17 protein-coding genes are annotated in these 16,206 nt (G+C 32.9%); 7 read left to right on the top strand and 10 right to left on the bottom strand.

Annotated features, from left to right (window positions below):
- Positions 1 to 17: 17 nt before the first annotated feature.
- Positions 18 to 575: a DUF4252 domain-containing protein gene (locus tag GQR97_RS00535; RefSeq protein WP_158844020.1), complete on the top strand. Its 558-nt coding sequence runs from the start codon at positions 18 to 20 to the stop codon at positions 573 to 575.
- A 75-nt stretch (positions 576 to 650) separates the two neighbouring features.
- On the top strand, positions 651 to 1,193 hold the full coding sequence (locus tag GQR97_RS00530; RefSeq protein WP_158844018.1) for a DUF4252 domain-containing protein: 543 nt from the start codon (positions 651 to 653) through the stop codon (positions 1,191 to 1,193).
- Between the two features lie 257 nt (positions 1,194 to 1,450).
- Here the strand turns inward: GQR97_RS00530 and purB are convergent, their stop codons facing one another.
- Positions 1,451 to 2,794, bottom strand: a complete 1,344-nt coding sequence (purB, locus tag GQR97_RS00525; RefSeq protein ID WP_158844016.1) for an adenylosuccinate lyase — start codon at positions 2,792 to 2,794, stop codon at positions 1,451 to 1,453.
- A 92-nt stretch (positions 2,795 to 2,886) separates the two neighbouring features.
- On the opposite strand from purB, the gene GQR97_RS00520 reads away from it, so the two are divergent.
- Positions 2,887 to 3,870, top strand: a complete 984-nt coding sequence (locus GQR97_RS00520) for a DUF1028 domain-containing protein (protein ID WP_158844014.1) — start codon at positions 2,887 to 2,889, stop codon at positions 3,868 to 3,870.
- Here GQR97_RS00520 and GQR97_RS00515 read toward each other — a convergent pair whose 3' ends face one another.
- A complete protein-coding gene (locus GQR97_RS00515; protein WP_158844012.1) occupies positions 3,871 to 4,434 on the bottom strand; it encodes an adenylosuccinate lyase in 564 nt (187 codons plus the stop codon).
- 37 nt (positions 4,435 to 4,471) lie between these two features.
- Here GQR97_RS00515 and GQR97_RS00510 point away from each other — a divergent pair, with 37 nt between their 5' ends.
- Both GQR97_RS00510 and GQR97_RS00505 read left to right on the top strand, forming a co-directional pair.
- On the top strand, positions 4,472 to 4,945 hold the full coding sequence (locus tag GQR97_RS00510; RefSeq protein ID WP_158844010.1) for a heme-binding domain-containing protein: 474 nt from the start codon (positions 4,472 to 4,474) through the stop codon (positions 4,943 to 4,945).
- A gap of 64 nt (positions 4,946 to 5,009) precedes the next feature.
- Positions 5,010 to 6,245, top strand: a complete 1,236-nt coding sequence (locus GQR97_RS00505) for a glycosyltransferase (protein WP_199269895.1) — start codon at positions 5,010 to 5,012, stop codon at positions 6,243 to 6,245.
- On the opposite strand, the gene GQR97_RS00500 is transcribed toward GQR97_RS00505, so the two are convergent.
- From GQR97_RS00500 to GQR97_RS00490, 3 genes are all read right to left on the bottom strand, one after another.
- Positions 6,242 to 6,688, bottom strand: coding sequence for a KTSC domain-containing protein (locus tag GQR97_RS00500; protein WP_158844008.1), 447 nt, complete (start codon positions 6,686 to 6,688; stop codon positions 6,242 to 6,244). The genes GQR97_RS00505 and GQR97_RS00500 overlap by 4 nt on opposite strands.
- Positions 6,689 to 6,877: 189 nt before the next feature.
- Complete coding sequence (locus GQR97_RS00495) at positions 6,878 to 7,666, bottom strand: transglutaminase-like domain-containing protein (protein WP_158844006.1); 789 nt, start codon at positions 7,664 to 7,666, stop codon at positions 6,878 to 6,880.
- A 183-nt stretch (positions 7,667 to 7,849) separates the two neighbouring features.
- The gene (locus GQR97_RS00490; RefSeq protein WP_158844004.1) at positions 7,850 to 8,533 is read right to left on the bottom strand and encodes an SIR2 family NAD-dependent protein deacylase; all 684 of its coding nucleotides are present in this window, start codon (positions 8,531 to 8,533) and stop codon (positions 7,850 to 7,852) included.
- 125 nt (positions 8,534 to 8,658) lie between these two features.
- On the opposite strand from GQR97_RS00490, the gene GQR97_RS00485 reads away from it, so the two are divergent.
- Positions 8,659 to 9,315, top strand: a complete 657-nt coding sequence (locus GQR97_RS00485; protein WP_158844002.1) for a TrmH family RNA methyltransferase — start codon at positions 8,659 to 8,661, stop codon at positions 9,313 to 9,315.
- Here GQR97_RS00485 and GQR97_RS00480 read toward each other — a convergent pair.
- Positions 9,312 to 10,088: a hypothetical protein gene (locus tag GQR97_RS00480; RefSeq protein ID WP_158844000.1), complete on the bottom strand. Its 777-nt coding sequence runs from the start codon at positions 10,086 to 10,088 to the stop codon at positions 9,312 to 9,314. The genes GQR97_RS00485 and GQR97_RS00480 overlap by 4 nt on opposite strands.
- A 268-nt stretch (positions 10,089 to 10,356) precedes the next feature.
- A complete protein-coding gene (locus tag GQR97_RS00475) occupies positions 10,357 to 11,136 on the bottom strand; it encodes a carboxypeptidase-like regulatory domain-containing protein (RefSeq protein ID WP_158843998.1) in 780 nt (259 codons plus the stop codon).
- Between the two features lie 456 nt (positions 11,137 to 11,592).
- Here GQR97_RS00475 and GQR97_RS19925 point away from each other — a divergent pair, with 456 nt between their 5' ends.
- A complete protein-coding gene (locus GQR97_RS19925) occupies positions 11,593 to 11,721 on the top strand; it encodes a T9SS type B sorting domain-containing protein (RefSeq protein WP_158851533.1) in 129 nt (42 codons plus the stop codon).
- Positions 11,722 to 11,797: 76 nt separating this feature from the next.
- Here GQR97_RS19925 and GQR97_RS00465 read toward each other — a convergent pair whose 3' ends face one another.
- The 3 genes from GQR97_RS00465 to GQR97_RS00455 form a co-directional block, all read right to left on the bottom strand.
- A complete protein-coding gene (locus tag GQR97_RS00465; protein WP_158843996.1) occupies positions 11,798 to 13,630 on the bottom strand; it encodes a DEAD/DEAH box helicase in 1,833 nt (610 codons plus the stop codon).
- A gap of 332 nt (positions 13,631 to 13,962) precedes the next feature.
- Positions 13,963 to 15,195, bottom strand: a complete 1,233-nt coding sequence (locus tag GQR97_RS00460) for a M48 family metallopeptidase (protein ID WP_158843994.1) — start codon at positions 15,193 to 15,195, stop codon at positions 13,963 to 13,965.
- 68 nt (positions 15,196 to 15,263) lie between these two features.
- Positions 15,264 to 16,064 (bottom strand): TrmH family RNA methyltransferase, encoded by an 801-nt coding sequence (locus GQR97_RS00455; protein ID WP_158843992.1) that lies wholly within the window; start codon positions 16,062 to 16,064, stop codon positions 15,264 to 15,266.
- Between the last annotated feature and the right edge of the window lie 142 nt (positions 16,065 to 16,206).

The raw sequence follows: 16,206 nt of genomic DNA, 5'->3' as shown, positions 1-16,206 counted from the left end.
AATTAAAATCAAATACAATGAGAAATAGATTAATAGTATTCGTAATGGCCGTGATGTTATTACCCTTAACAGGAATGGCACAAAAGGATGTTTTTGAGAAATATAGTGACAATTCTGATGTGACTTATGTATCGATAAAACCAAAAATGTTTCAAATGATTGCCAAAATGGGAATTAATGTGGAAGATGAAGAAGCTAAGGCTTATATGGATATGGTAAAAAGTATTACAAGTTTTAAAACCATGATTACCGATAATAAAGCGATAGCAGCAGATCTTGCTAAATGGGTAAAATCACGCTCTAGTGCTTTAGAGGAATTAATGGAAGTGAAAGACGATGGTACTAATGTAAATTTTTACGTAAAAGAAGGTAAAGATGCCGACCACGTTAAGGAACTTTTAATTTTTGTAAACGGCGTTGATAAGTTTATGGAAGAAGGTATTGAAGTTGGCGGACAGGAACGTAAAATTGAAACCGTTGTAGTATCGTTAACTGGTGATATTGACTTAAACGAAATTTCTAAACTTACTGATAAAATGAATATTCCAGGAGGGAAGCATTTAGATAAAAAGTAATAGTTTAATACTGTTTAACAGATGTTTTACTTAAATATAAAAATAATTTCATCAATCAAATTAATACCATCAATCATGAAACGAGCTATTAATCACTTGTTATTAGGTCTTTTTGCTACAGCTATTTTAGTTAGCTGTAGCAGCGGGCCAACTTTACAAACTTATTTTGTAGACCACCAAGAGGCGCCAAATTTTATTTCGCAAGATTTACCAATTTCTATGTTGAAAATGGATAAGTCTAGTTTTACGGAAGAGCAAACAGAGGCTTTTAACTCTGTAAGCCGCTTAAACTTTATTGGTTATAAGGCTAATGAAAGTAATACAGAGGCTATAAAAGCAGAAATAGCTACGGTTAAAGAGATTCTAAAGGATGAGAAATACAACGAGCTTATTGAGTTTAGCGATAAAGGAAATAAGATTGCTGTAAAATATATAGGAACTGATGATGAAGCTGATGAGGTTGTTATTTTCGGAAGCTCTAAGGAATATGGTTTTGGTATTGTACGTGTTTTAGGTAACGATATGAATCCGTCGAAAATGGGAACTTTAGTTAGCGCATTAAAACAAGCCGATTTTGATAAAAGCCAACTTGAAGATATTCAAAACTTTTTTAAATAATTTAACTCGTAAGGATTACAGTTAAATGTTAATGTAAAAAGGGACACTTTTGCCGAAGTGTCCCTTTTTTTTATGTGTGTATTTTAACTATTTTAAATTCTGTTTGGTATAAATAATATTGTAAACAATGGTTAAAAACAAAACTGAAATAACGGTTAAAACAATGTAATTATCAAGAATTTTTAAAACACCTGTGCAAAAAATAATCGCTACTAGAACGCCACAAAGTATTAAAGAAGTCTTATCATCAAACATATTTATATTCCTGTGTAATTACTTGGTGTAATTTGTTTTAATTCTGCTTTTATAACATCACTTACTTCTAAAGTATCAATGAAGTTAGAAATAGAGGTTTGGTTTATTTTCTCATTAGTACGTGTTAAACCTTTTAAAGCTTCATAAGGATTTGGATATGCCTCACGACGTAATATAGTTTGTATTGCCTCGGCAACAACTGCCCAATTATTTTCTAAATCTTGTGCAAACTTACTTTCGTTTAAAAGTAATTTGTCTAAACCTTTTACTGTAGATTTAAAAGCGATTAATGTGTGCCCGAAAGGTACACCAACGTTACGTAAAACGGTACTATCTGTTAAATCACGTTGTAGTCTAGAAACAGGTAATTTAGCTGATAGATGCTCGAAAATAGCATTAGCAATTCCTAAATTTCCTTCAGAGTTTTCAAAATCTATAGGGTTTACTTTATGTGGCATAGCAGAACTACCTACTTCACCAGCTTTAATTTTTTGTTTAAAATAATCCATAGAAACGTAAGTCCAAATATCGCGATCTAAATCTAGGATAATGGTATTTATACGCTTTAAATTATCAAATAAAGCCGCCATATGGTCGTAATGCTCAATTTGTGTAGTAGGGAAAGAGTGCTGTAAACCTAATTTTTCTTGAACAAACTTGCTTCCAAAAGCTTTCCAATCAATATTAGGGTAAGCTACGTGGTGTGCGTTAAAATTACCAGTTGCTCCACCAAATTTGGCTGAGCTAGGTATATCGTTCAATAAGTTAAATTGCTCTTGCAAACGCACAACAAAAACTTCAATTTCTTTTCCTAAACGAGTAGGCGAAGCTGGTTGCCCATGTGTACGCGCTAACATGGGGATATGTGCCCAATCTTTAGATAGTTTTTTAATTTTTTCTAAAACTATAAGATATTCAGGAACATAAACATCATTCATTGCTTCCTTAATACTTAAAGGAATGGCTGTATTGTTTATATCTTGAGATGTTAACCCAAAGTGGATAAACTCCTTGTATGCTGAAAGATTTAAAGCATCAAACTTATCTTTTATAAAATACTCAACCGCTTTTACATCGTGATTGGTAACGCTTTCAATTTTTTTGATAGCAAGCGCATCTTCCGAAGAAAAATTCTTGTAAATACCTCTTAAATCTTCAAAAATAGCTTTATCAACAGATTCTAATTGAGGTAACGGAATTTCGCAAAGTGCGATAAAATATTCAATTTCAACTAAAACACGATATTTTATTAAGGCTTCTTCCGAAAAATATGGCGCTAATTCGTTTACTTTACTTCTATAACGACCATCTATTGGCGATATGGCGTTTAATGCTGATAATGACATAGTTTATTTGATTTTTTGAAGCTGTAAATATAGTTATTATACAATAAAACTCTATTAGAAATTACCTATCTTTAATCTTAATTTTTTTGAAAATGAAAAAAATATACAATCTATTCTTAATCCTGTTTTTAACACAAACCATTATGGCTCAAAATTATAAAAAGTCAGAACCTTTTGCTCATACCTATTCTATTGTTGCTCGCGATGCAGAAACTGGAGAAATGGGGGTTGCCGTACAAAGCCATTGGTTTAGTGTTGGTAGTATTGTAACTTATGGTGAAGCGGGAGTAGGTGTAGTTGCAACCCAATCTTTTATAAACCCAAGTTATGGACCAAAAGGTCTTGCTTTAATGAAAAAAGGAGTGCCTCCACAAAAAGCTTTGGATTCTTTGTTAGGCGAAGATGAAGGAGAGATGTTTAGACAGGTTGCTTTTCTAGATGTAAAAGGGCATGTTGCCACGCATACGGGAAGTCTTTGTATTGAAAATGCAGGGCACAGGCAAGGTGATAACTTTTCTGTTCAGGCAAATATGATGCTTAATAATACAGTTTGGGATGCCATGGCTGTAGCATTTGAAAATACTGCGGGTTCGCTTAGTGAGCGTATTTTAGCTGCAATGAAAGCCGCACAAAATGAAAAAGGAGATATTCGAGGAAGTCAAAGTGCTGCCATTTTAATTGTAAAACCTACTTCTACAGGTAACATCTGGGAAGATACTATTATGGATTTAAGGGTTGAAGATAACGAAAACCCAATACAAGAATTAGAACGCTTAATTAAAATTCATAAAGCTTATGATTTTATGAATAATGGTGATTTGGCAATGGAAAAAGGTGACACAAAAGCTGCTGAAACATTCTACTTAGAAGCACAAAAGTTGTTCCCAGAAAATTTAGAAATGAAATTTTGGTACGCTATTAATCTTTTAAACAATAAGGAGTTTAAAAAGGCACACCCTATTTTAAAAACTATTTTTGATGAAGATGAAAATTGGAGAGAATTAACTAAAAGACTTGTAAAGAGTAAATTATTAGTTATTTCAGATAAAGAACTTAAAAATGTTATAGAGTTATAATTACTTTTTTATCTTTTTTAAAATTTGTCGGGCTCGTGCTTTAAAAGCTGGACTTTGTTTAGGGTAATCACGATCTAAAATTATTTTTAATTCGGGATGCACCCAATCAAAGTGTTTTCCGAATAGAAAAAGAGCAACCATTCCGTATGCTTTTGGTGCTACTTTTTCATCGTTAATCATATAATCGAAGCAAGTTTCAATAATACGTTCTTGGTGCACTTTTGTTAACTCGGTCTTAATTTGGTTATCTTCTCTGGAGTTATAATGCTTAGCTAAAAGTTCACAAATTTTAGCAACGGGACGCACAGCAGGATCTAAATGAACTTTATATATGTTTTCTGTAAAGTGATCTAAATAGGGAATTATAGTTTCAATATCTTTACTACACATAAACTCTAAAACCCAAGCAGCACGTGGAGAAATTTTATCGTCTACCCTAAAAAGGATGTCTAACAATTTAGGGATTAACTCCGGATGGTTAATCATCATATTGGCATAAAACAACCGCTTTTCTCTAGAATGGTTTACGTAATTTAATTCGTTGTACAGTTGCTCGGTAGTCAAATGGATTGCGTATTTTTATGCTTTAAATTTAATTAAAATGAAGATAGTAAAAAAAATATTGTTGTTATTATTAATCGTATTTGTAATTGGTCAGTTTTTTGGACCAGAAAAAAATGAAGGTGATTTGGCTTCAATTGATGCCTTTTTGGCTGAAACAAATCCGCCTGAAGATGTAAGGCTTATTTTAAAAGAAACTTGCTACGATTGCCATAGCGATGTAACGCGATATCCTTGGTACAATAATATAACGCCAGTAAATTTCTGGATGGCACATCATGTCGAGGAAGGAAAGGAAGAGTTGAATCTTTCTAATTGGATAGGGAATTCTGTAAAACGAAAAGACCATAAGTTTGAAGAAATTATTGAAATGGTTGAAGAGAAAGAAATGCCTTTAGAATCTTATACCATTACACATACAGAAGCTAAACTTAGTGATGCCCAAATTAAAGCTGTTGTAGATTGGGCGAAATTGGTGCGTATAAAATATAGTTTGGAAGCTAAACCTGAGTAAATTTAGTCACAATCAACTTGGAAAGGGTTCTAACGGAATTAAGTTTTAATATCAATTAATTTAGGTGAATAAAAGATTATTAATAATCGGTTTTGTTTGGCCAGAACCTAGAAGTTCTGCTGCAGGCATTAGGATGATGCAGTTAATTGAAACTTTTCAGACACAAAATTACAACATTACTTTTGCTAGCCCTTGTGCAAAAAGTGATAATGCTTTTAACCTTGAAAGTATTGGTGTGTTGCAAACTGCAATTGAATTGAATAACGGTAGTTTTGACGATTTTGTAAAAGGATTAAATCCTGATATTGTTCTTTTCGATCGTTTTATGATGGAAGAACAGTTTGGATGGCGTGTTACTGAAAACTGCCCGAATGCCATTAAAATTTTAGATACCGAAGATTTACACAGTTTACGAAAAGGCAGACATCAAGCATTTAAAGATGAAAAATTATTTGATAAAGCATATTTGTTTAATGATACAGCAAAACGAGAAATAGCTTGTATTCACCGTTGCGATTTAACCTTAATTATTTCAGAGGCTGAAATGGAAATTCTAAAAAATGATTTTAAAGTTAATGAAGATTTACTGCTTTATTTGCCTTTTATGTTAGATGAAATTTCAAAAGAAATAATTGGAAATCTACCATCTTTTGAAGATCGAGAACATTTTATTACCATCGGAAATTTTCTTCACGAACCTAATTACAATGCAGTTTTATATTTAAAAGATACCATTTGGCCATTAATTAGAAAGCAATTACCAAAAGTAGAATTACATATTTATGGAGCTTATGCGTCGCAAAAAGTAAACCAGTTACACAACGGGAAACAAGGTTTTTTAATAAAAGGTTTTGCCGAAGATGTAAATACGGTAATGCAGCAAGCTAAAGTATGTTTAGCTCCAATTCGGTTTGGAGCAGGTTTAAAAGGTAAATTAATAGATGCTATGCAAAATGGTACACCCATGGTAACGTCAACAATTGGAGCAGAAGGTATGTTTGGCGATTTGGAACCGAATGGGTTTGTTGAGGATATCCCGAACAATTTTGCAAATCAAGCTGTTCAACTTTATAATAATGAAAGGGTTTGGGAAGAAAAGCAGGAATACGGATTTGCTGTAATAAACAATCGATTCAATGCGCAAAAACATAAAAAGATGTTCTTATCACGAATTGAATCGATTGTAGATAATTTATATACGCATCGTCAAAATAATTTTATGGGGCAAATGCTACATCATCATAGCATGCAGAGCACCAAATTTATGAGCCGATGGATAGAGGAGAAGAATAAAGCCTAAGCTTCTACTTCACTTTTCTTAATTTTTCTGTAGGTATACGTGTTAAAAATGTTTCGTTTACCAAAACGTGTTTGTTTATCAGATTGTGAGAATTTGATATACACAGCTTTGTTTACTCCAAAGAATTCGTATGTATTTCCATCTAAAAAGGTAACTTCTAAAAGTAAACCTTTATGTTGCCAATCCATAATTGGAGAAGCAATAGTTTGGTTGAAATCTTCTAAATTCGCTTCCTTTGTTTCTGGAGCAATGCTCACTAAAAAATGGTAAGCATCAATAATTTGTCTACTTTTTAATTCAGCTTCAATAGCTTTTTCGTCTCCAGCTTGGAATTTATCAGGGTGCCATTCTTTTACTAAATTTCTGTAAGAAGATTTTAAAGCTTTTAAACTCATATCTTGTTCAGCACCAAATAATTTCTTGTATTCATTAATACGTTTCATAAAAAGCAATTCTAAATTTTGCGCGAAGATAAACTTTTTAATGAGGTATCTGTTTCATTATCTGATATTTTCCAAATAATTTTATAAAACCTAAGGTTATTTCGTAAAAGTATTATAGCATAATTGTATATAATATGTCGAGTTTATTAATGATGAAATTGCTGAGAAAAGGAAAATTAATATCTAAGTTTAACTTTCAATTTGTTCTACAGTAATTAATTGCTGAATAGGGGTAACGGAAGGACCAAATTGATTATATACGGCAACATCGGCAGCATCTAGACCATAACCAACGGTAACATAACCACCTTTTATTCCGCTTTGAGTAGCATCAAAAGAATACCATCGTCCGCCAATATAGGCCTCAAACCAAGCATGCATATCCATTGGTTTTAATTCGTACAAATACCCAACCACCATACGTGCCGGAATACTTAAACTTCTACACAATGCAATTCCTAAATGCGCAAAATCTCTGCAAACTCCAGATTGTTTCATGTTAACCTCTGCGGCCGAAATAGGAAAGTCGCTACTACCAGGAATAAAACTAATAGTATTTCGTAACCAATTTTCAATGGCAGCAACTTGGTCGTAACCTGGTAGAGCATTTTCGGTAATAGATTTTGCTAAATCATGAAATCTTTCAGACTCACAATATCTACTTGGTAATAAATAACCAAGTATCTCGTTTGGCAAATTTTGAACTTCTATAAAAGGAGCTCCAAAGGCAACGTCCATATAATCTGAAACTTTTACATCTGCCGTAGTATATATCGAGAATTTACCACTTGGAGCAACAAGGCGTTGGCACAGATTACCATAATTGTCTGTAAATTCACTTATAGCTACATTTTTAGGTATTTTATATTCATCCCGTTCTACCCATTGTTGAGCACCACTACGAGGGCGTAACATTAAAATAAAAGGAGTTGGTGTTTCTATTTGAAATTCCAATTTGCAACTAACGCGTAAAAGCATATATATGGTTTAGTGAGAGATATAAAGTGAACTAACTCAAAAATAGCCAATTTTAAATAAAATTTGCTTTAATCTAGTTGTGGTTATTTGTAAAAGAATACCTAAGAAACGTAGAAAAACATAAAATAAAAACATAAAATAGAGAATTAGCTAAATAACGCTATAAACTCAGTTTTGTTAAAATTAAACGTCGCTTTCCAAAAGTTTTTCAACCAAACTTAAACCTATGGTTGCAGGTTCTGTAATTACCGTTAAATTTTTACTGCTTTTCATATTAGGTTTTGGATCTATAAAGTATGTTGGTGTGTTTTGCGGTACATAATTCATTAAACCAGCAGCTGGATATACTTGCATAGAGGTGCCAATAATTATTAAAATATCTGCAGTTTCACAAATTTCAATGGCTTTATCCATCATCGGGACATCTTCACCAAACCATACAATATGCGGCCGCATTTGGTATCCTTTATCAGATAGATCGCCTAAATTTATGTCGTTTTTCCAAGTTTTAATATCATTTTTATCAACTGTACATCTTGCTTTTAGCAATTCGCCATGCAAATGGGTTACGTTTGTACTACCAGCTCGCTCGTGTAAATCATCTACATTTTGGGTAATTATACTTACTTTATACTGTTTTTCAAGTTTTGCCAAACCAATATGTGCTTTATTTGGTTTTACAGTGCTAAGTTCTGCACGGCGTTGGTTGTAAAAGTCTAAAACTAATTTGGGATTAGCGGCAAAACCTTGTGGCGTAGCGACTTCCATAACATCATGGCCTTCCCATAAACCATCGGCATCACGAAATGTTTTAATACCACTTTCGGCACTTATGCCAGCTCCTGTTAATACAACAATATGTTTCATAGTGTTAAAAATATAAATTTTAAATCAATTGGAACAGACTTAGATTTTAAATTGTATTTATTTTTAATGAAAAATCTTCTAAGTGGACTACGTTGCGATTTAAAATTCTTTTATATTTTTGACGCATGATTGATTTAAAACTATTAGAGCACTTGGAAACATTCCTTACACCATCACGAAAGGAGAAATTTACCAAAGTTTTAGCACAGCGCACCAAACATTTTACGGTTGCCACAGAAGATGTTTATCAACTTCATAATACCAGTGCTGTTATGAGAACTTGCGATGTTTTCGGGATTCAAGAACTTAATATTGTCGAGGAACAAAACTCTAAAGATATTGACAGAGAAATAGCCATGGGCGCACAAAAATGGGTAGATCTAAATCGCTATAATCATGTTAAGGATTGTATTGCAGATATGAAAAGTAAAGGGTATCAAATTGTTGCTACCACACCGCATGCTAATGATTGTGATATAAAGGACTTCGATGTCACTAAAAAATCTTGTTTTTTCTTCGGAAGAGAGACGGAAGGTTTATCTCAAGCGGTTTTAGATGAAGCGGATTGTTATTTAAAAATACCAATGGTTGGTTTTACCGAGAGTTTAAATATTTCTGTTTCCGCGGCTATTATTTTACAACAAGCAACGTCTAAATTAAGACAATCTGATTTGGAATGGCATTTAACCGAAGATGAAATTCTAGAAAAGCGTTTAGATTGGTGTACAAAAACAATAAAAAGTTACGAGAAAATTACCGAACGTTTTTATGAAACAGATTAATTTTGCTCAGTAGTTTTAAGCATTTCTAAAAAGTCATTACTACTTTTAAGAAGTTTATCTAGAAGCATAAAATCATTTTTTTCTAGTAATAAATTAGAGTTTATAGATTGAGAATCGCAATAATCAAAAAATAGAGGTATATACTCATCAGGTATTTTAAAATCGTTGATTAGCAATGATTTATTGAACAATTTATGTGATGAAGAAAAAAGAGAATCTAAAGTTTTATATTCTATTGTTGTTATAAGTTGTGGTTTGGCTTTTTTACTTTTTAAAAGCTTAGCCACAAGCGATGCAATGGCAACAAAATCTATGCCCGATTTTGGCATGTTTTTATACCAAGTTTCAGAATTATTTTTTAAGTCGGATGCTAATTCTGTTCCCAAATCACTATTAGTTTCGAGAGCTTTTAATCCAGATTGGTTGGCATTTTCTGCAAGTAATACTTCGGGTAAATTGTTTACTTGTTTTGTGAGTTCTACAACTATTGTGTTTTCTAAATAAAACGCGTCAATTTTTACATATTTTGTTTGATGGAAGAGTGATGTTATTACTAAGCTATCATTACGAGTAGCAATAAGGTTGAAGCTTCCTTTCTCATCAGAAAATGTAACGCTGTTTTTTGTTTTATTAAAAATTTTGGCGCCTTGTACTGTAGATTCCGAATCGTAAATTTTCCCTGTTATATTCTGAGAAATCATGGTGAGTGGCATTAAAAAGAAGAGTAACGCTTTTTTATAGTGCATGGTTTGTTTTGATGGTTGTTGTACCAAAATACATCATTTTTTGTTTATGATGTTGTTTCTTTAATAGTTTTTAACATGTTAATTAGTAAATTTTTAACTGTTTTATAGAAGAGAAAAGGCCTTTACAGATGGTCGCGTTAGGGATTGATGCGACATCCTTTTTGCAAAAAATAATTTCTCTAACTTTGGATAAAGCAGGTTTTTTAATAAAGTAAGAGGTTTAAATAGATAGAGGTGTTTTGCCAAAAGATATAGCGGAAAGCCCGACCCTTGTGGTAACGCCCAAATAAATATTTTAAATTTTACGAGTTCTTCCTCGGCTTAATACCTTATATTCTTCGTAACATTCGCTAATGGCATCGAGGATTTGAAGGTCGTTTGCTTTTTGTATAAAACCTTTGGAATAGTTGCATTGGCTTACAATTTCGTCTAAATCAACACGATCTACTTGAAGTAAAACGGTTAGCATTTCGCGGTCGAATTTAGTTGCTAGAAGATTTCTAATTTCATCGTCTTCCTTCATCTTTTTTAACTTTCTAAGTTCGTTTTGTTTTTTACCAAACATACGATGTAGAAAATCGGCTGGATTAAATATAGATCCTATTACTTTGGTGAGTCCAGATTTTTTATCGGCCTCATAACCCGTGCCTTCTAATCCAGAAATATTATAGCGATAATTACTGTTAACAGCGGGAACTTGCTTTATATCGACTTCTAAAAAACCGGTTAGTTTTAATTGGCTTACCACAACTTCTTCTAATGCTAGGGCGAGTTCGGTAAGTTCTATGTTGGAACTACCGTATTTTAACCAATCATTAGTTACTCTAACTTTTATAGATTTGAATCCTAAATAAGAAAAATGTAAAGTATCGTTAACTTTTGCTGTAATTTTAAATTCGCCTTTTTGGTTTGTTGTAGTTCCTTTTACTTGGTTTAGGTTTACAATATTTACGCCTTCTAGAGCTGTAGATGTTGATGCGTTAAGCACAACTCCTTCTGCTTTTTCGCTGTCTTGCGCGTATGTTTGCCCTACCAATAAAGTAAATATAAAAAGGAAAATTAAATTTTTTCTCATCAACGAATTTTTTATAAAAGTACTAAAGAATTAAATATAACCATATATTTTAATATAATTTAACTTAGAAGTGCTCTATTAATACGGATTTGAACACAATAACGAGGTTTTTGTAAATATTTAAGTGGTTTTTATTAAGAATATTATTACAGACATCTATTTTCATAAGAAATTACTAAACCTTTCTGAAATTTATTTTTAACTATAAAATTAAGGTGGCTAACTGTTTAATATGCATTGTTTTATTGTGGGTTTTAGTGTTTTTTTTTATTTTCAAATATTACTGATGCTCAAGATTAAGCAGCTAATTGGTATTTTGGTTTAGTGTAGGTATTAATTTTGAAAATAATGACGTAGAGAGTCTAAATAATGGTGTAGATTATTGGCTATCTATTCAACTCTGTATTAGCGAAATCAATATTTTCGATCGTTACGGTAAATTAATCATTCAATTAAATCTCTATTCAAAAAGGATGGGATGGCACTTTAAACGGCTATCCGCTATCAACTTCAGATTATTGGTTTGTTATTAATAGGCCGAGTAATAACACACAGTATCATGGCCATTTTACATTAAAACACTAAATACAAGGCATAAAAAAAGCTGACTAAAAAGTAATTTTACTTTCAGTCAGCTTTTATATGTTATAAAATATAAATTTTATCTTCTAGAACGTCTAGCTCCAGAAAAATTTCCTCCACCAGAGTCCGAATCCGAACGTCTTGGTTTAGAACCTCCTTCACTACTACGTCTGCGGTCACTTCTGCTTCCAGAACCACCTTTTCTGTCATCACCACGTCTTCCGCCTCCACGTTTATCGTCGCGTCTTCCGCCACCACTACTACGTCTATCATTGCGTCTTCCGCCACCGCCTCGGTTTTCCGAAACTTCAACATTTACAAAACGTCCTTCATGTTTAAAGTCTGTAAAGAAAGCTAAAACTTTATCCTTAGTTTCGTTTTCAGTATTAAAGAAAGAGAAACTCTCTTTAACTTCCACTTTAAAAACATCGTCTCTACCAAGTTGTAATTGGTCTTTTAAGAAATCTTTCAATTTCATCCAATCGAAACCATCTTTTTCACCAACATTAATGAAGTATCTTGTAGAATTAGATTTTCCACCAAAATCACGATCACGACCACCTTCACGTCCGCCATCTCTAGAACCTTCAGCAACATTTAAGTTTTTAGATTTTTGGTAATAGTTATAGAAACGTGTAAATTCAACCGAGAAGAATTTTTTAATCAATTCATCTTTCGTTGTATCCTCAAACATTTCATTAATGCTTGTTAGGTATTTTTCAATTTCGTCGTTAACTTCCGTGTTATGGATTTTATTAGCTAAAGACATTAATTGCACTTCGCAAATTTCCATACCATCTGGCACTTCTTTTTTCTCAAACTCACGTTTAATAATGCGTTCAATACTTTTTATTTTTCGAACCTCACTTTTCGAAACAATAACCATAGAAATACCGTTTTTACCAGCACGTCCGGTACGACCAGAACGGTGAGTATACGTTTCAATTTCGTCAGGTAATTGGTAATTTATAACGTGAGTAATATCGTCAACATCAATACCACGAGCAGCAACATCTGTTGCAACAAGCATTTGTATTTGGTTTTTTCTAAACGATTGCATTACTAAATCACGTTGGTTTTGGCTTAAATCACCGTGCAAAGCACCAGCGCTATAACCATCCTCAATAAGTTGTTCGGCAACTTTTTGAGTATCACGTTTTGTTCTACAAAATACTACAGAAAAAATATCTGGATTTGCATCTGCCAAACGTTTCAAGGCTTGGTAACGGTCTCTAGAATTAACTAAATAGTATTCGTGAGATACGGTACTTGTACTTTCATTTTTATTTCCAACCGTAATTTCCTGTGGGTTGTCCATGAATTTTTTCGCAATAGTTGCCACTTCTCTTGGCATAGTTGCAGAAAATAACCATGTGTTTTTTTCATCTGGAGTGTGTGATAAAATATCAGTAATATCTTCCTTGAAACCCATGTTTAGCATCTCATCAGCCTCATCTAAAACCGCGTATTGGATTTTAGAAATATCAACCAATCTACGGCTAATCATATCTTTCATTCTACCAGGCGTAGCCACAATAATCTGTGCACCACGTTTAACGTCACGAGCTTGGTCTGTAATGCTAGATCCACCATAAATGGCAACCACATTTAAACCTTTACAATACTTACCGTATTGTTTCATTTCGTTGGTAATTTGTAAACAAAGTTCACGCGTTGGGCTTAAAATTAAACCTTGAGTCGTGCGGCTATCAACGTCAATTTTCTCTAACATAGGGAAACCAAACGCAGCCGTTTTTCCTGTTCCGGTTTGGGCTAGTGCCACTAAATCGGTTTCAGAATTTAATAAAATAGGGATTGCTTTTTCTTGAACTTCACTAGGCTTTTCAAATCCTAAATCTGTAATTGCTTTCAATAGATCTTCATTAAGACCTAATTCTTGGAATGTGCTCATTCTTGTATAAGTATTCGATTTTGTTATGTGGTGTTACATAAGAAAGCGAATCGACATACTTAACCTTAAACTTCCAGTAACACATCCTCTCTCTGAGGAATATAAACTCATTATTTTCTGAGTTTCAAGGTGCAAAGGTAATCAATTTTTTGGATATTCAATTTTTTGGGCGTTTTAACACGCTTTCCGCTGTATCTTTTTAAAAACTTAGAGCTTTCGGTATGTTAGTGTTTATCTAAAATGTTTGTAGAAATAACAAGGTTTCTGGCTGCTTAAATTTTTAAAAAGATGCCGCTGCAATCGTTAACGCGGGTTAGGGATAAAAAGGTGATTTACCTCCTCAAATTTCCAATACGTTCCTGCAGCGTAGGATGCGAGTAATGCATAAAAACATAGGCTTTATGCGGAGTTAAATTACTTAAACTGTTTTTAGAAAGCTTCTTTAAGGAGGTAATTAAAGGTTCGGCTTTATAGGTGTTCTTAGCATAGTCATCGGCTTGGTATTCAAATTTTCTAGAAAACAGATTCATTATTAAACCCGTAATTTCCGAAATAGGAGCGTAGAGCATTCCAAAAGCAATTAATCCAATATGAAAACTAGGGGTTTCGACACCTAAAGCTTGTGATAATATAGGGTTCGAAATAAATAACGATAATATAAAAAGTGTAAATCCAGTTAATAGAATTGAAGTCGCTAAATTAAAAATAATATGCTTCTTTTTATAATGACCAACCTCGTGAGCAAGTACAGCAACAATTTCATCTTCATCCAAATCGTTAATTAAAGTATCGTAAAGCGTAACGCGTTTTTCGTTACCAAAACCAGAAAAATAAGCGTTGGCTTTTGTGCTGCGTTTAGAACCATCGATAACAAAAATTTTATCTAATTTAAAGCCAACTGTTTTTGCGTATTCCGAAATGTTATCGCGTAAACTTCCGGCTTCTAAAGGTGTTTGTTTATTAAAAAGTGGCACAATAAGTTTAGAGTAAAACATATTCATGAATAAACTAAACACAGCAACTAATGCCCAAGCGTAAAGCCAAAACTGATTGCCTGTTGCTTCATAAAACCAAATAATTGAAGATAGAATGGCACCGCCAACAATAGCCATCATAAACCAGCCTTTTATTTTATCTAAAAAGAACGTTTTAATGGTTGTTTTATTAAAACCAAATTTTTCCTCAATTACAAAAGTGCTATAATAAGAAAATGGGGTTGTTAAAATATCGCTACCAATCATGATAATTCCGAAGAAAATAAGAGCAACAAATATTGGGTTTTCACTGTAGCTACGTGCTATATTGTCAATAAATTCGAAACCATCGAACCAAAGAAAGGCTAACGTTAAAATTACGGAAAAAGTAGAGGTTAGTAATCCGAATTTATAATTTGTCGCTTTATAATTTTGCGATTTTTTATATGCTTCGTCATCATAAACATCTTTTAAATCTTCAGGAAGTACGTCGTTAAAGTGTTTTGCATTTAGGGCGTCTAAGACTTTATCAACTATAAAACTGATAATAATAATGCCAATTATAATGTAAAAAAGAGTGTTTGCGTTCATAGTGTGTTAAGTTTCAAATCCGAAACGGACTGTTGTTCTTTGGGGAACTCGTTTTTTGTAATTTACGTTTATTTAAAATTACGTTGGCGTTTGGCTTCAAAAATAAGAATTCCGGCAGCAACAGAAACATTCATAGAATCTATTTCGCCTTGCATCGGGATTATTATATTTTGAGTTGAGCTTACGCGCCATTCTTCGCTTAAGCCTGTAGCTTCTGTACCAACAACAATAGCGGTTGCTTTGGTGAAATTTTGCTCGTGATAGTGAATAGCAGATTGTAAAATAGCGCAATAAATATCAATGTTTTTCAATTTTAGAAACTCTATAATTTCGGTAGTAGAACCCGTTGCAATAGTATTGGTAAATACACAACCTACGCTAGAACGAATAATATTTGGGTTATATAAATCGCCTTTTGGGTTGGCAATAATTACAGCATCGACATTGGCAGCGTCGGCAGTACGTAAAATGGCGCCAATATTACCTGGCTTTTCTGGAGCTTCAGCAATTAAGATTAGTGGTGTTTGGGTGTCAAATTTTAAATCACTTATTAGGTGGCTTTTTGGTTTGGCAACCGCTAGAACACCTTCTGTAGTGCTTCGGTAAGCGAGTTTTTCGTAAACGTCTTTAGATATTTCAATAGTTGTATTTTGGCTTGTAGTTAGCGCTTCTAATTCGTTTTTAGAAAAAAGTCCTGGGTAGAATAAAACAGTGTCTAATACATAACCACCTTTTATGGCTAATTCTATTTCGCGAACGCCTTCAATTAAAAATAAACCTGACTTTTTACGTTCACGCGATTTGTCTTTTAATAAAACAAGTTGTTTAATATATGGGTTTTGTGTACTAGATATTTCTTTGTAATTCATATCGCTTTATGGCAAAATCTATAGCTGCAAATTTACACTTTTATATATAATAAGCAGGAGATGCTTTATTCTTGTGCTTCTTCTTTTTACTTTCGGGAATTCTATAATTAGGTTTTTAAATTTGTAGTCTGTTTTTAAAAAA

It is taken from the genome of Algibacter sp. L1A34, assembly GCF_009796805.1.
Lineage (GTDB): Bacteria > Bacteroidota > Bacteroidia > Flavobacteriales > Flavobacteriaceae > Algibacter.
Note: the sequence above shows the minus strand (reverse complement) of the source record. Positions and strands in the feature narration are given on the sequence as shown.

What these genes read in the sequence shown, in the direction of transcription:
- GQR97_RS00535 (WP_158844020.1), top strand. Translation starts at nt 18, where the DNA reads ATGAGAAATAGATTAATAGTATTCGTAATGGCCGTGATGTTATTACCC.
- GQR97_RS00530 (WP_158844018.1), top strand. Translation starts at nt 651, where the DNA reads ATGAAACGAGCTATTAATCACTTGTTATTAGGTCTTTTTGCTACAGCT.
- purB (WP_158844016.1), bottom strand. Translation starts at nt 2,794, where the DNA reads ATGTCATTATCAGCATTAAACGCCATATCGCCAATAGATGGTCGTTAT.
- GQR97_RS00520 (WP_158844014.1), top strand. Translation starts at nt 2,887, where the DNA reads ATGAAAAAAATATACAATCTATTCTTAATCCTGTTTTTAACACAAACC.
- GQR97_RS00510 (WP_158844010.1), top strand. Translation starts at nt 4,472, where the DNA reads ATGAAGATAGTAAAAAAAATATTGTTGTTATTATTAATCGTATTTGTA.
- GQR97_RS00500 (WP_158844008.1), bottom strand. Translation starts at nt 6,688, where the DNA reads ATGAAACGTATTAATGAATACAAGAAATTATTTGGTGCTGAACAAGAT.
- GQR97_RS00495 (WP_158844006.1), bottom strand. Translation starts at nt 7,666, where the DNA reads ATGCTTTTACGCGTTAGTTGCAAATTGGAATTTCAAATAGAAACACCA.
- GQR97_RS00490 (WP_158844004.1), bottom strand. Translation starts at nt 8,533, where the DNA reads ATGAAACATATTGTTGTATTAACAGGAGCTGGCATAAGTGCCGAAAGT.
- GQR97_RS00485 (WP_158844002.1), top strand. Translation starts at nt 8,659, where the DNA reads ATGATTGATTTAAAACTATTAGAGCACTTGGAAACATTCCTTACACCA.
- GQR97_RS00475 (WP_158843998.1), bottom strand. Translation starts at nt 11,136, where the DNA reads ATGAGAAAAAATTTAATTTTCCTTTTTATATTTACTTTATTGGTAGGG.
- GQR97_RS00465 (WP_158843996.1), bottom strand. Translation starts at nt 13,630, where the DNA reads ATGAGCACATTCCAAGAATTAGGTCTTAATGAAGATCTATTGAAAGCA.
- GQR97_RS00460 (WP_158843994.1), bottom strand. Translation starts at nt 15,195, where the DNA reads ATGAACGCAAACACTCTTTTTTACATTATAATTGGCATTATTATTATC.
- GQR97_RS00455 (WP_158843992.1), bottom strand. Translation starts at nt 16,064, where the DNA reads ATGAATTACAAAGAAATATCTAGTACACAAAACCCATATATTAAACAA.